General features: G+C 63.5%; 14 protein-coding genes. 2 read left to right on the top strand and 12 right to left on the bottom strand.

Annotated features, from left to right (window positions below):
- The coding region (locus EN914_RS07345; protein ID WP_164778678.1) for a response regulator transcription factor at positions 1 to 286 on the top strand (286 nt) is incomplete at its 5' end.
- A gap of 109 nt (positions 287 to 395) precedes the next feature.
- Here the strand turns inward: EN914_RS07345 and EN914_RS07340 are convergent.
- On the bottom strand, positions 396 to 1,490 hold the full coding sequence (locus EN914_RS07340) for a polyamine ABC transporter substrate-binding protein (protein ID WP_024504326.1): 1,095 nt from the start codon (positions 1,488 to 1,490) through the stop codon (positions 396 to 398).
- Positions 1,491 to 1,535: 45 nt separating this feature from the next.
- Positions 1,536 to 2,642 (bottom strand): agmatine deiminase, encoded by a 1,107-nt coding sequence (aguA, locus tag EN914_RS07335; RefSeq protein WP_024504325.1) that lies wholly within the window; start codon positions 2,640 to 2,642, stop codon positions 1,536 to 1,538.
- A gap of 202 nt (positions 2,643 to 2,844) precedes the next feature.
- Between aguA and EN914_RS07330 the strand changes: the two genes are divergently transcribed.
- Positions 2,845 to 3,351: an OsmC family protein gene (locus EN914_RS07330; protein WP_013532532.1), complete on the top strand. Its 507-nt coding sequence runs from the start codon at positions 2,845 to 2,847 to the stop codon at positions 3,349 to 3,351.
- Between the two features lie 3 nt (positions 3,352 to 3,354).
- On the opposite strand, the gene EN914_RS07325 is transcribed toward EN914_RS07330, so the two are convergent.
- The 10 genes from EN914_RS07325 to EN914_RS07275 form a co-directional block, all read right to left on the bottom strand.
- Complete coding sequence (locus EN914_RS07325; RefSeq protein ID WP_013532531.1) at positions 3,355 to 3,576, bottom strand: hypothetical protein; 222 nt, start codon at positions 3,574 to 3,576, stop codon at positions 3,355 to 3,357.
- Between the two features lie 168 nt (positions 3,577 to 3,744).
- Positions 3,745 to 4,374 (bottom strand): hypothetical protein, encoded by a 630-nt coding sequence (locus EN914_RS07320; RefSeq protein ID WP_013532530.1) that lies wholly within the window; start codon positions 4,372 to 4,374, stop codon positions 3,745 to 3,747.
- 133 nt (positions 4,375 to 4,507) lie between these two features.
- Positions 4,508 to 5,248 carry an SDR family NAD(P)-dependent oxidoreductase gene (locus EN914_RS07315; RefSeq protein WP_127389036.1) on the bottom strand — a complete coding sequence of 247 codons (741 nt, stop codon included), beginning with the start codon at positions 5,246 to 5,248 and terminating at the stop codon, positions 4,508 to 4,510.
- Between the two features lie 43 nt (positions 5,249 to 5,291).
- Positions 5,292 to 6,761 carry an amidophosphoribosyltransferase gene (gene purF, locus EN914_RS07310; RefSeq protein WP_013532528.1) on the bottom strand — a complete coding sequence of 490 codons (1,470 nt, stop codon included), beginning with the start codon at positions 6,759 to 6,761 and terminating at the stop codon, positions 5,292 to 5,294.
- Between the two features lie 105 nt (positions 6,762 to 6,866).
- A complete protein-coding gene (locus tag EN914_RS07305) occupies positions 6,867 to 7,565 on the bottom strand; it encodes a CvpA family protein (protein ID WP_024504323.1) in 699 nt (232 codons plus the stop codon).
- Between the two features lie 63 nt (positions 7,566 to 7,628).
- Positions 7,629 to 9,032 (bottom strand): DNA repair protein RadA, encoded by a 1,404-nt coding sequence (gene radA, locus EN914_RS07300; RefSeq protein WP_013532526.1) that lies wholly within the window; start codon positions 9,030 to 9,032, stop codon positions 7,629 to 7,631.
- A 222-nt stretch (positions 9,033 to 9,254) separates the two neighbouring features.
- On the bottom strand, positions 9,255 to 10,745 hold the full coding sequence (locus EN914_RS07290) for a replicative DNA helicase (protein WP_013532525.1): 1,491 nt from the start codon (positions 10,743 to 10,745) through the stop codon (positions 9,255 to 9,257).
- Between the two features lie 220 nt (positions 10,746 to 10,965).
- Entirely contained in the window at positions 10,966 to 11,943 is a 978-nt protein-coding gene (locus EN914_RS07285; RefSeq protein ID WP_024504322.1) for a small ribosomal subunit Rsm22 family protein, read from the bottom strand.
- Position 11,944: 1 nt separating this feature from the next.
- Positions 11,945 to 12,268, bottom strand: a complete 324-nt coding sequence (locus EN914_RS07280) for a YnfA family protein (RefSeq protein ID WP_013532523.1) — start codon at positions 12,266 to 12,268, stop codon at positions 11,945 to 11,947.
- Between the two features lie 67 nt (positions 12,269 to 12,335).
- The coding region (locus EN914_RS07275; RefSeq protein ID WP_164778677.1) for a cyclopropane-fatty-acyl-phospholipid synthase family protein at positions 12,336 to 13,366 on the bottom strand (1,031 nt) is incomplete at its 5' end.

Raw genomic sequence — 13,366 nt, 5'->3', positions numbered from 1 at the left:
GACGGCTTGCGCGGCAAGCAGCGCGACAAGGCTCATTTTGGAAAGATTGCTCCATCTGTGCCGCTTCCGGCACAAGGGCGCCGCAATCGGTGACGCTCGCTCGCGGCTGAGCAGGCGCGAGACCGAGATTGCGCGACATCTGGTCGATGGTGGCAACGCCAAGACGATTTCGCGATGCCTCGCCATCTCGCCCGGGACCGTCCGCAACCACATCAAGCAGATCTATCGCAAGCTCGGCGTGCACTCCCAGGTCGAGTTGCTGGCGGCCATCCGCGAAGCCGCTTGAGCCTGACGGCTTCCGCCCGGCTCTGTCTTTTTGCTTTGACGCAATTCCCAAGGGAAAGCGCTACGCGCTTTTCCCGGGAAAACCGCTGCGCACTTTTTCCGGAATTGCTCTATTGTCCCGTCACGATGCGCGTCCACATGCGGTTTTGGGATCGCAGCAGCTTTGGGTCGTTGTTGTCCACCACGAACAGCTTGGCCTTCACGGCATCAGGCGGAAAGACGCCGGGATCGCTGGCTATGGCCTTGTCCATCAGCGGCAGGGACTCCGGTATCGCATTGGCGTAGGAGACATAGCTGGAATTGGCCGCGGCGATATCGGGCCGCAGATTGAAGTTGATCCAGGCCTGGGCGTTGTCGGGATGCGGCGCATCTTTCGGTACCGCCATCGTATCGAAGTTGATGAGCGTGCCTTCTCTGGGGATGGAATAGGCGATCTCCAGCTTCTTTACGGATTCCGCCGCACGGGTCCTTGCCTGGAGTATGTCGCCCGACCAGCCCAACACCACACAGATGTCACCGTTGGCGAGGTCGTTGATGTATTTCGACGAATGGAAATAGCGGATGTAGGGCCGCACCTTGACCAGCAGGTCCTCGACCTTGGCGAGGTCGTCGGGACTGGTCGATTTGGGGTTGATGTGAAGGTAGTTCATCGCCATCGGGATGACTTCAGCCGGCGCATCGATGATAGCTACACCGCAATCGGACAGCTTCTTGACCACATCGACGTCGAAGACCATGGCGAAGGAATCTGTCGGCCCGTCCGGCAGCCGCTGCTTCACCGCAGCGACGTTGTAGCCAATGCCGTCGGTGACCGCCATATAGGGCACTGCATGCAGGTTCTGCGGGTCGGCGCCGGCGATCAGCGCGAGGGCTTGCGGATCGATCTTCGAGTGGTTCGCAAGCTTCGATTTGTCGAGTTCCAGGAAAGCCCCTGCTTTCACCTGGTTCTTGAGGAACGGATAGGCTGAAGGGTAGACCACGTCATATCCCGAGCCGCCGGTGAGCAGCTTGGTCTCAAGCACCTCGTTGCCGTCATAGACGTCGTAACGAACCTTGATTCCCGTTTCCTTCTCGAATTTCTCGGCCGTGTCCGGCGCGATGTAGTCGGACCAGTTGTAGACGTTGACGATCTTTTCCTCGTCCGCCGAAGCCGCATTTGCGCAGACGCCGCAGGCAAGCAGGGTTGAGAAGATCAGAGCGCGCATGAATGTCCTCCGTTTTCGCTATGTGTTCTCGGCATGCTCCGTCCCTCAACGTCGTTGCGGGGCATAGACCGGCAAGGTGATGCAGGCGACATTGCCGCCGCCCAGCAGGATCTCTCGCGAGTTTTCGATCCCGACTATTCGGTGGTCGGGAAACAGATCGGCCAGCGTCCGCTTGGCCTTCACATCGAGATCGCAGCCGAACTGCGGTACCACCACAACGCTGTTGCCCGGATAGTAGTTGATGTAGCTCGCCGCGATCCGGTTTCCGGCCGGTCGCGCCCAGGTCGAATCCAGCCGGTCCACGCCGTCGCTTTCTTCCGGCGTCATCTCGATCGGCAAAGGGTGGGGCAGCCGGTGAACTTCCAGCGCGCGGCCCTTCGCATCACGAGCCGAACGCAGCACCTCTTCGGCTTCGCGCACGATATCGTATTGCGGGTCTTCCCGATTGTCGGTCCAGCTCAGCACGACCACACCGGGGCGCACGAAGCAGCAAACGTCGTCGACATGGCCGTCGGTCTCGTCGAAGGCAAAGCCGCGTGGCAGCCAGATGACGGTGTCGACACCGAGATAGTCGCCAAGCTGGCGCTCCACCTCGGCCTTGCCGAGATGAGCGTTGCGATTTCGGTTGAGCAGGCATTGCTCCGTCGTGATGAGCGTGCCCTGACCGTCGCACTGCAACCCGCCACCCTCGGCGATCAGAGGTGCGCGGTAGCGATCCATGTTCTCGATTTCGAGCACTTTTTGCGCCGCAAGGTCATCCAGGTCCCATGGCGAATAGAGCCCGCCGTCAAAACCGCCATAGGCGTTGAAGATCCAATCGACGCCACGCACGTCGCCTTGATCGTTGACGACGAAATTGGGACCGCTGTCGCGCAGCCAGGAATCGTTGGTGGACATTTCCACGACGCGCACATGACCGGGCAATCGCGCTCGGGCATTCTGCCACTGGCGAGCAGAAGCCGCCACCGTCACCGGCTCGCTTTGCGCGATCGCCGCGGCGACATCGGCGAACAGTTTTTGCGCGGGCTTGGCGCCGAGGCGCCAGGTGTCCGGCCGCTCCGGCCAGATCATCCAGCAGCCTGACTTGGGTTCGAATTCGCCGGGCGCGCGAAACCCATCCTGTTTCGGCCTTGTCGAGAGGGTTCGAGGCATCGGGGACCGCCGGGAAATGGAGTGATGACTTGCCCGGATCAGACTTTTTTGGGACCTTGTCCGTCAATGTCCCATTTGGGATATCGGTGTAGGCGGCTGGCACCTGTTGCGGAATGGCATTGCCTTCCCAAGGTGATCGGCGCAAATCTTGACCGGACGGCGCATGCCGGTGACGCAAGCAGTCGACGAAAGGGGAAAGCGGATGGATGCGACCGAACTGAAGGCCATGCAGGCGCCGCTGAAGCAGGCCTATCGTGACGACGCTTCGCAGGCCATGATCACGCTTCGCGCCAAGGGCTCGATCGACGACCAGTCGGTTGCCTGCAAGGTGGAGACGGGCAGGGCGCTCGCCATCGCCGGCCTGCATCCGGCAACAGGCGGCTCAGGCCTTGAGCTCTGCTCGGGCGACATGCTGCTGGAGGCGTTGGTCGCCTGCGCCGGGGTGACGCTGAAGGCGGTGGCGACGGCGCTCGAGTTCAAACTCGGCGCCGCCGCGGTAGAGGCTGAAGGCGATCTCGATTTTCGCGGCACGCTCGGTGTCGCCAAGGATGCGCCGGTCGGCTTTCGCGCCATCCGGCTCAATTTCAACCTCGATACCGATGAGCCGCAGGAGCGGATAGACTCGCTGCTGAAGCTGACCGAGCGTTATTGCGTGGTATTCCAGACCATCAGCCAGAAGCCGGAACTGACGGTCAGCGCACGCCGCTGACGCCTACTGTGCTGACGGTTCTTCGGCGTCACCCTCGTCGGTGAAGGGCGAGGCGCTCGGCACGCATTGCACCGACCAGCCGGCCGGTGTCGGCTGCTTCTGATATTCGGTGATGGCGGCGGTGCATTGTTCGCGCTTGTCGAAGGTGCTGGGCAGCACGACCATGCCGCCTTGCGGGCCGGCGATTACCAGATACCAGACCAACGCTGCTGCGGTCGTAGCCATGGGGATTTCCTTGTTCTGCCAGTTGGGCGCTTGTTGTGGGAGTCGCTGTGACCCTACCAACTCCATGGAAATGACGAAAGCATGACCGCCGCACAGCTTCCCGCCGCCAAATCACAGCCGCGTGATGTGACGGCGGGTTTCCCAGCCCGATTTCGAAGCGCAATCGGCTCAGTTGGTGGCAAAACAATAGAACAAGCCATCGCCCCCGGTGCCCTTCAGCGCCTCTTGGCTGCAGCCGCCGCGCGAGGCGTGCGAGGAATTCCAGGATTTGGCGGCTGCCGAATCGTCGAGGCCGGTACGGTCGTGATGGCCCATCATCGCGGCGCCTTCCGCCCCGCTCATCGTCCAGTCGCCGCAGGTCTGGTCGGCGATCTTGGTGCCGTCGGGCTTGGAGCCGGTCAGCACGTCGTGGCGGTTCGGCGTGTCACCGCGGCCGTTGACCACTTCGCCTTTCTCGTTGAGCGCCGTCTGCTTGGTGATGCCGTTGGCATCGCTGTGCAACGAGGCGACGTCGTCAGCGATCTTGACGCCCTTGGCGTTCACCCACGGCCCCTTGCCGATACGGTCGCGGGCGTCGGTGTCGCTGGTCGACAGATAGGCGGCCCAACTCTTGCCGGTGACGCCGGCGGCTTCCGCCAGCGATGCGCAATGCGCGTCAGCACCCTTGAGGCCGCCGAGGTCGGCACCCTTGCCGGAACCGACACTGGTGACGAAGAAGCTCATCTTGGCATCTTGCGAGTAAGCGGCGCCCGCGGCTGCGATCAGGATGGCCGCGGTGGCGAGAAGCAGTTTGCGCATGGTGGTTCCTCCGGTTTGGGCTTCGACTACGTCGAAGAAACGTTTCCGGAGGCCTGTTTAATCCCTACGCATGTCGCTTAAAAGTGCGCAGCGGTTTTTGGGAAACCGACATGCGTCAAAAAAAGGCTCAAGTTTATTCCGGCTGCCTATAGGCGACGAAGCGATTGTGCTTGGCCTGGAAGATCAATCCGGTCTCTTTCAGGTCCGGGCTGGCCAGCGGCACGATCCGCTTGGCGATCTCGGAGGGATGCGGCAACGTCTCGGGATCTTCGCCCGGCACTGCCTGGGCACGCATGGCGGTGCGGGTGGCGCCGGGGTCAGCGGCGTTCACCCTGAGCGGCAGGCTCTGCGTCTCATGCGCCCAGGAGCGCATCATCGTCTCCGCCGCGGCCTTGGATGCCGCGTAGGGTGCCCAGAAGGCGCGCGCCGAGTGCGCGGCGTTGGAAGACAGGATGATCGCGCGGCCAGCATCGGAGAGCCGCAGCAGAGGGTCGACCGAGCGGATCAGCCGCCAGGTCGAGGTGACGTTGATGGTCATCACCTTCTCGAAGGTTTTTGCTTCGACATGACCGATCGGCGAAATGACGCCGAGAACGCCGGCATTGGCGACGAGAATGTCGAGCTTGCCCCAGCGTTCGTGGATGGCGCCGCCCAGGCGGTCGATGCCGGCCATGTCGGCGAGGTCGAGCGGCACCAGTGTCGCCTGGCCGCCGGCCGCCTTGATCTGGTCGTCGAGCGCTTCCAGCCCGCCGACAGTACGAGCCACCGCAATGACATGCGCGCCGGCGGCAGCCAATTCCTTGGCAATGAAATAGCCGATGCCGCGCGAGGCGCCGGTGACGACCGCAACGCGGCCGGAAAGGTCGAGGGTCATGCGATGGATTCCGGGAATTGACTAACGCTGATGGCGGTCCGGCCTACGTCCCGCTTGTCGCCAGCAGCGACAGCGTGCGCACATTGTCGTGGCCTTCGAAGTCGAGCAGGCGGGTCGGGTACTGGCCGGTGAAGCAGGCATCGCAGAATTGCGGCTGGTCGTTGTCGCGGCTGGCCTCGCCGACCGCGCGGTAGAGCCCGTCAATGGTGAGGAAGCCAAGCGAATCGACGCGAATGAACTCGGCCATCTCCTCGATCGACATGCGCGATGCCAGGAGCTTCGATTTCTCCGGCGTGTCGACACCGTAGAAGCAGGAGGCGCGTGTCGGCGGTGAGGCGATGCGCATATGCACCTCCTTGGCGCCGGCGTCGCGCACCATCTGCACGATCTTCTGGCTGGTGGTGCCGCGCACGATGCTGTCGTCGACCAGAACCACGCGCTTGCCTTCGATCATGCGGCGGTTGGCATTGTGCTTCAGCTTGACGCCCATATGGCGGATCGAATCGCCCGGCTGGATGAAGGTGCGGCCGACATAATGATTGCGGATGATACCGAGCTCGAAGGGAATGCCGGCCGCCTGGCTGAAGCCGATCGCCGCCGGCGTGCCCGAATCCGGCACCGGCACGACGATGTCGGCCTCGACCGGGCTTTCGACCGCCAGCTCGGCGCCGATACGCTTGCGCACCTCATAGACGTTGCGGCCTTCGACCGAGGAATCCGGCCGCGCGAAATAGACATATTCGAAGATGCAGAAGCGGGTCTTCTGCGGCTCGAAGGGGAACAGGCTCTCGATGCCCTTGGACGTGACGACGACCATCTCGCCGGGCTTCAGGTCGCGCACGAAACGCGCACCGATGATGTCGAGCGCGCAGGTTTCGGAGGCCAGGATCCAGGCGCCGTCGAGATCGCCCAGCACCAGCGGCCGGATGCCGAGCGGATCGCGGCAGCCGATCATCTTCTTGGCCGTCATCGCCACCAGAGAGAAAGCGCCCTCGACCTGCCGCACCGCATCGATGAAACGCGAGTTCAAATCACGCTCCTTGCTGGTGGCGACGAGGTGCAAAAGCGTCTCGGTATCGGAGGTGGAGGAGAAGATCGCGCCTTGCTTCTGCAGCGCGCGCTGCACGGTCATGGCGTTGGTCAGATTGCCGTTGTGGGCGACGGCGAAACCGCCATCGGCCAATTCGGCGAAAAAGGGCTGGATGTTGCGCATGCCGGCGCCCCCCGTGGTGGCGTAGCGCGTATGGCCAATGGCGCGGTTGCCTTGCAGGCTGTCGATGACGCGCTGCTTGGTGAAGGTGTCGCCGATCAGGCCGACATGGCGTTCGACATGGAACTGGCTGCCGTCATAGGAAACGATGCCGGCCGCTTCCTGGCCGCGATGCTGCAGCGCATGCAGGCCCAATGTAACGATGGCCGCAGCGTCCTGCCGACCGAAAATGCCGAACACACCGCATTCGTCGTGGAAATGGTCGTCGGCCTCGGCGGAAAGCACGTCGTCTGCGTCTGCCATCTTAAGCTCCGCTAAAATCGCCATATAATGCGGGTTCGCGCCGAAAGCAACGCGGGCCGTGCAGTCGTTCACACCATCGTCAGATCCTGACGCCGTTTTTCGGCGTCAGTTTGCCGGTGCCGCCGGTGCCGGAGCGGCCGGGGCGTTGTTCGCCGGTGGTGTTGCGTCATTGTCGTCAGGCACCGGCGCGTTGGTATCGTCGCCGCCCGCCGGAGCATCCGCCGCCGGTGCGTCCGCCGCCGGAGCATCCGCCGCCGGTGCGTCCGGAGCAGCTGGCGTCTCGGCGGCCGGCTGATTCGGATTGAGCTTCTTGAGGATCGCGTTTTCCGGATCCTCGGGCAGCAGGCTTTCGAGCTTGGCGCCGATTTGTTCGAGCAGCGGCCGCGATTTGGCTTCCGTGACCCAGGCTGGCGCCTTGGCGCCGGCCAGCCAGTTGAAGAACAGCAGGGCGACGGCAACGACCAGGATGCCGCGCGCGGCGCCGTAAAGGAAACCGAGCGTACGATCGAGCGCGCCGATCCGGGAATCGATGATCCAGTCGGCGAGCTTCATGGTGATGACCGAGACGACGATCAACGCGATGATGAAAACCACGCCGGCGGCGGCCGCCATGGCGACCTTTTCATTCTCGATGTAGGGCGCGAGGTAAGGCACGACCGGCTTGTAGAAGAAGAACGCCGCCGCTGCCGCCGCTGCCCAGGAGACGACGGACAGGACTTCGCGCGAGAAGCCGCGAACCATGGCGAGCATCGCCGAGACCAGAGTGAAGCCGACGAGAATTCCGTCAAGCAGCGTAATCGGCATGTCTTTCGCCCCACTCCATGAGCCGCATTATAGCGCCGAACATCGGGCTCTGGGTCCGATGCTCTAGTCTTCTTCGTCCACGCGGCTTCGGCGTGAGCCGGCTATGCGTGCCACGAGGTCGGCAAGCTCGGTCGGCTGGAAAGAACCGGCCCCGATCCCCCCGGCCAGTTCCCCGCTGCCCGAGGGCAGAACCGCGCTTCCAAAACCCAGCTTTTCGGCTTCCTTGAGGCGCTGTTGCGCATGCGCAACCGGCCTCACGGCGCCCGAAAGGCTGATTTCGCCGAAATAGACGCAATCGGCGGGAAGGGCAAGACCGGTGAGCGAGGAAACCAGGGCGGCCGCCACTGCGAGATCTGCCGCGGGCTCCGAAATCCGGTAGCCGCCGGCGACATTGAGATAGACATCATGGCTGCCGAATCGCACCCCGCAATGGGCTTCGAGAACCGCCAGGATCATCGACAGCCGGGCGCCGTCCCAGCCGACGACGGCGCGGCGCGGCGTGCCGAGCGAGGAGGGTGCGACCAGTGCCTGGATCTCGACCAGCACCGGCCTTGTCCCCTCCATGCCGGCGAAAACCGCCGCCCCCGGCGATTTGGCATGGCGTTCGCCAAGAAAAAGCTCGGACGGATTGGCGACCTCGCGCAGGCCCTTGTCCGACATTTCGAAGACGCCGATCTCGTCGGTCGGTCCAAAACGGTTCTTCACCGTACGCAGGATGCGGTAGTGGTGGCCGCCTTCGCCTTCGAAGTAGAGCACGGCGTCAACCATGTGCTCGACGACGCGCGGCCCGGCGATCTGGCCTTCCTTGGTGACATGGCCGACCAGTACGATCGCCGCACCCGTGGATTTCGCATAGCGGATCATCGCCTGGGCGGCAGCGCGCACCTGGGTGACGGTTCCGGGTGCCGAATCGGCAAGGTCGGTCCACAGCGTCTGGATCGAATCCAGGATGACGAGATCAGGCCGCTTGCCGTCGGCGATCGTCGCCAGGATGTCCTCGACATTGGTCTCGGCGGCAAGTTCCACCGGAGAGGAGGCGACGCCAAGCCGCTGCGCCCGCAGCCTGATCTGCGCGACCGCCTCTTCGCCCGAGACATAGACGATGCGGTGGCCTTTTGATGCCAGCGCCGCGGCCGCCTGGGTGAGCAGCGTCGACTTGCCGATGCCGGGGTCGCCGCCGACCAGCAGCGCCGAGCCGCGCACGAACCCGCCGCCGGTGGCGCGATCGAGTTCGCCAATGCCCGAGATGATGCGTGGCGCGTCCTCGATATCGCCGGACAGCGTGGTCAGCACCACGGCGCGTCCCTTGCGGGCGTTGCGCGTGTTGGCTGGTCCTGAGCCGATGCCGCCGGACGTGCCTTCCTCGACCAGCGTGTTCCACTCGCCGCAGGCATCGCATTTGCCGGCCCAGCGCTGATGCACCGATCCGCAACTTTGGCAGATGAATTGGACGCGCGACTTGGCCATTAGATGGAAGCCACGCCGTGACAGGCTGGCGGGGCAGCGCCCCTCTCTGGCCTGCCGGCCATCTCCCCCTCCAGGGGGGAGATTTGCAGCTTCAGCGCTTGCGCCTTCTTTTCAACGCCAAAAATTGGCGAAAGCGTCGATGCCATCCGATCTCCCCCCTTGAGGGGGAGATGTCCGGCAGGACAGAGGGGGGCGCCAAGGAATGGGACCTGTCTCAATAGGTCACTCGAACCTTTCCGGCAGATGATGCTCCTCGGCGAGGTCGGAGAAGCGGGTGAACTCGCCCTGGAAGGCAAGGCTGACGGTGCCGGTCGGTCCATGGCGCTGCTTGGCTATGATCACTTCGGCCTTGCCCTGGACCTCGATCATCTTCGTCTCCCAGGCGAGATGCTCGGGCGTGCCTTTCTCCGGCTCCTTGTTCTTGATGTAATATTCCTCGCGGTACACGAACAGCACGACGTCGGCGTCCTGCTCGATCGAGCCCGATTCGCGCAGGTCGGACAGCTGCGGATGTTTGTCGTCGCGGCTTTCGACTTGACGCGAGAGCTGTGAGAGCGCGATGATCGGCACGCCCAACTCCTTGCCGAGCGCCTTCAGTCCGGTGGTGATCTCGGTGATTTCCTGGACGCGGTTCTGCGACGCCTTGGCAGATGAACCCTGCATCAGCTGGATATAGTCGATGACCATCAGGTCCAGCCCGCGCTGGCGCTTGAGGCGGCGGGCGCGCGCCGCGAGCTGGGCGATCGAGATACCACCCGTCTGGTCGATGTAGAGCGGGCGCTTGTGGTTCTCCTGCGTGTAGGCGACAAGCTTGCCGAAATCGGCTTCCGTCAAATCGCCGCGCCGGATTTTCGATGATGGAATCTCGGTCTGCTCGGAGATGATGCGGGTGGCCAGCTGCTCCGACGACATTTCAAGCGAGAAGAAGCCGACGACGCCGCCATTGGCCGCCTTGACGGAGCCGTCGGCCTGTTGGGCAGGCTCATAGGCGGCAGCGATGTTGTAGGCGATGTTGGTGGCCAGCGACGTCTTGCCCATGCCTGGGCGGCCGGCGATGATGATCAAATCCGAAGGCTGCAGGCCACCCATGCGATGGTCGAGATCGCGCAGGCCGGTGGCAATGCCGGACAGGTGGCCATCGCGCATATAGGCCGCGCTGGCCATGTCGACGGCATTCTTCAACGCATCGGAAAAGCTTTCGAAACCGCCATCGTAGCGGCCGTTTTCGGCCAGCTCGAACAGCCGCCGCTCGGCATCCTCGATCTGTTCGCCGGGTGCCATGTCGACCGGCGCGTCATAGGCGATGTTGACCATGTCTTCGCCGACGGTGATCAGCGCGCGGCGCGTCGCAAGGTCATAGATGGCGCGGCCATAGTCGGTGGCGTTGACGACGGTCACAGCCTCGACCGCCAGCCGCACGACATATTGCGCCATCGTCATGTCGCCAACCTTCTCGTCGGCCGGCAGGAAGGTTTTCAGTGTGATCGGCGTCGCCACCTTGCCCATACGGATGAACTCGGACGCCACCTCATAGATCTTGCGGTGCAGCGGCTCGTAGAAATGGCTGGCCTTGAGGAAGTCAGAGACGCGGTAGAAGGCGTCGTTGTTGACGAGGATGGCGCCGAGCAACGCCTGCTCGGCCTCGATGTTGTTTGGCGCTTCACGATAAAGCGGTGTTTCCGCGACGCCGAATTTTCGCGCTGCCTCTGCCATGATATCCCCGATTTCAATCCCGGCCTTTCGATATCAGAACGTGATGAGTCGGTGCTGACCTTTCTGCATCACTACCCAACCAAAGAACCTTGATGCCCGTTGTTCACAGGAACAACCAATCGTCCACAGGAGAGTATTCGCGTGCCCCGATTCCGGTTGACTCGACAGGGCGTGGATCTCTATCTGACTCGTCGGAACAAAGCAAGAACAATGGCACTGTTCATTTTGCGATGTTGTCCAGCCTGTCGCCCCAGTCCAATCGCCGGGCCAACTTGAAGTCGGCGCCGTCGCGCTTGGTGAACAAGCGCTCGGTGGCGGTGCCGTCGTCCTGGCAAAGCTTGAGCAGAACCTTGCCGGAGCCGGATTTCGGTGGCGCAAGAACTCGTGCCTGGTGTGATGTGGGGCCGTCGCGAGAAGCCGCGACGTAGATGAATTTCTCGTCTTCCCACGGCACGTCGGCATCCTTGGCCAGCCGATGCAGGCGCGAGCGGGCGACGCGGCGGGAAAAATGGCACCAGTCGGGCTGGACCAGCGGGCAGGGCGCCTGATGCGCGCAAGGCGCAAGCACATGCGCGCCCGCCTCGATCAGCTGCCGGCGCACGGCAAGGATGCGCTGCCAGCCGGCGGGGGTGCCGGGCTCGACGATCAGGAGCGTGTCGCCAGTGAGTTGCCAGAGCCGGTCGATGAGTTTCGGCTGCGATGCCGGCGCGATTTCATCGAGCACATAAGCGCACGTAACCAGATCGGCCGGCTCGATGTCAGCAAGGTCGATGGTGGCATCACCGGCCAGCCATCTGGTCTGGGCGGCAATAGTGTTGCCGGCAAGCGTCTCGCCGACCTTACGCACGGCGGCACTGGCTTCGAACAACACCGCCTGTTCGAGATCGGGCCACAGATCGGTCGCGGCCCAAAGCACCGTGCCAGGGCCGGCGCCGACATCGAGCAAGGTCCTGGGCTGAAAGGCAGGCTTGGCGTCGCTCAGCGCGTCGAGGCTGGAACGGATCGCGGCATAGGTCGCCGGCAGCCGCGTCGCCAGATAGGCCTTCACCGCCAGATCCTCGGCCATGTGCAGACGGCCGTCGCGCAACTCGGCGCGGTAGCGGTCGGACAGCGTCTTTGCCGCTTGCTTGAGTACCGCCAGCGGAACGTTTTCGAGCAGACGCTCGACACCTTGGCGAAGGGAGGCAGGCAACTCCATCTCAAGCGCCCCGCGGGACGAGAAGGATCACCGAAGCACCGGCAATGCAGAGCGCGGCACCGGCAAGATCCCAGCGGTCGGGGCGAACGCCTTCAACCAGCCACAGCCAGCCAAGCGACGCCACGATGTAGATGCCGCCATAGGCGGCGTAGGCGCGACCGGCGGCTGACGTGTCGACCAGCGCCAGCAGGAAGCCAAACAGGGCAAGCGAGGCGAGGCCGGGAAGCAGCCAAAGCGGCGACTTCTCCAGCCGCCACCAGGCCCAGAATGAAAAGCAACCGGCGATCTCGGCCAGAGCGGCGGCGGCATAGAGGACAAAGGTCATGAAAAAGGTCCCGCGACGGTCACGGGACCTTTTTCAGTGCAGGCGCCGGCAATGGCAAGCGGCAATGCTATTCCTGGTCGGCAACCTTGCGGCGGCGAGCCGGCTTGGCGGCCGGGCTCTTTTTGACGGGAGCCGTTTCACGATGCCCCATATCGCGCATCTCGAGCGCTTTTTCGCATTTGGCCATGTAGTCGCGTGTCATCGGCAGCGTATCGTTCTTCTTGGCGATCTGGATCTGGAAGATCACCAGATCCTGCCAGCGGAAGGCGGCTTCCGAGGCCGCCAGATAGAATTCCCACATGCGGCAGAAGCGCTCGTCATAGATCGCCTTGGCCTTGTCGCGATTGGCGGCGAAGCGCTCGCCCCAGTGCTTCAGCGTGTCGGCATAGTGGAGCCGCAGGATCTCGACGTCGGTGACGACCAGGCCCGACTTCTCGATCGCAGGCATCACTTCCGACAGCGACGGGATGTAGCCGCCCGGGAAGATGTATTTGCGGATGAAGGCGCTGGTCGCCCACGGCACGCCGGAACGGCCGATCGTGTGCAACAGCATGACGCCATCCGGCTTGAGCAGCGTCGCGCTCTTGTCGAAGAACGTACGGTAGTGGTTGACGCCGACATGCTCGAACATGCCGACCGAGACGATGCGGTCGAAACGCTCGTTGAGTTCGCGGTAGTCCTTCAGCTCGAAATGCACGCGGCTTTCCAGCCCTTGCGCATGCGCCCGGTCGGTGGCGACGCCATGCTGCTCGGTCGACAGCGTCACGCCTTGCACGTCGACGTCGAACGCCTTGGCGAGATAGAGGCCAAGCCCGCCCCAGCCGGAGCCGATGTCGAGCACCGTCTGGCCGGCCTTCAGCCGGAGCTTGGCGGCGATGTGGCGTTTCTTGGCGGCCTGCGCCTCGTCGAGCGTCATGTCCGGCTGCTCGAAATAGGCGCAGGAATATTGCATGTCCTCGTCGAGGAAGAGCCGGTAGAGATCGCCCGACAGATCGTAGTGGCGCTGCACGTTGCGCCGCGAGCGCGAGGCGGTGTTGATCTGCTGCAGCCGGCGGAAGGCGTGGCGCAGGCCTTCGATGGCCTTCGACCAGGTGGCGT

The sequence above is a fragment of the Mesorhizobium sp. M7A.F.Ca.CA.001.08.2.1 genome, from assembly GCF_003998455.1.
GTDB classification, from domain to species: domain Bacteria; phylum Pseudomonadota; class Alphaproteobacteria; order Rhizobiales; family Rhizobiaceae; genus Mesorhizobium; species Mesorhizobium ciceri.
This window is presented reverse-complemented; position numbering and strand designations above follow the sequence as displayed.

Coding starts and splice junctions, on each gene's coding strand:
- EN914_RS07340 (WP_024504326.1), bottom strand. CDS start 1,490: ATGCGCGCTCTGATCTTCTCAACCCTGCTTGCCTGCGGCGTCTGCGCA.
- aguA (WP_024504325.1), bottom strand. CDS start 2,642: ATGCCTCGAACCCTCTCGACAAGGCCGAAACAGGATGGGTTTCGCGCG.
- EN914_RS07330 (WP_013532532.1), top strand. CDS start 2,845: ATGGATGCGACCGAACTGAAGGCCATGCAGGCGCCGCTGAAGCAGGCC.
- EN914_RS07325 (WP_013532531.1), bottom strand. CDS start 3,576: ATGGCTACGACCGCAGCAGCGTTGGTCTGGTATCTGGTAATCGCCGGC.
- EN914_RS07320 (WP_013532530.1), bottom strand. CDS start 4,374: ATGCGCAAACTGCTTCTCGCCACCGCGGCCATCCTGATCGCAGCCGCG.
- EN914_RS07315 (WP_127389036.1), bottom strand. CDS start 5,248: ATGACCCTCGACCTTTCCGGCCGCGTTGCGGTCGTCACCGGCGCCTCG.
- purF (WP_013532528.1), bottom strand. CDS start 6,761: ATGGCAGACGCAGACGACGTGCTTTCCGCCGAGGCCGACGACCATTTC.
- EN914_RS07305 (WP_024504323.1), bottom strand. CDS start 7,565: ATGCCGATTACGCTGCTTGACGGAATTCTCGTCGGCTTCACTCTGGTC.
- radA (WP_013532526.1), bottom strand. CDS start 9,032: ATGGCCAAGTCGCGCGTCCAATTCATCTGCCAAAGTTGCGGATCGGTG.
- EN914_RS07290 (WP_013532525.1), bottom strand. CDS start 10,745: ATGGCAGAGGCAGCGCGAAAATTCGGCGTCGCGGAAACACCGCTTTAT.
- EN914_RS07285 (WP_024504322.1), bottom strand. CDS start 11,943: ATGGAGTTGCCTGCCTCCCTTCGCCAAGGTGTCGAGCGTCTGCTCGAA.
- EN914_RS07280 (WP_013532523.1), bottom strand. CDS start 12,268: ATGACCTTTGTCCTCTATGCCGCCGCCGCTCTGGCCGAGATCGCCGGT.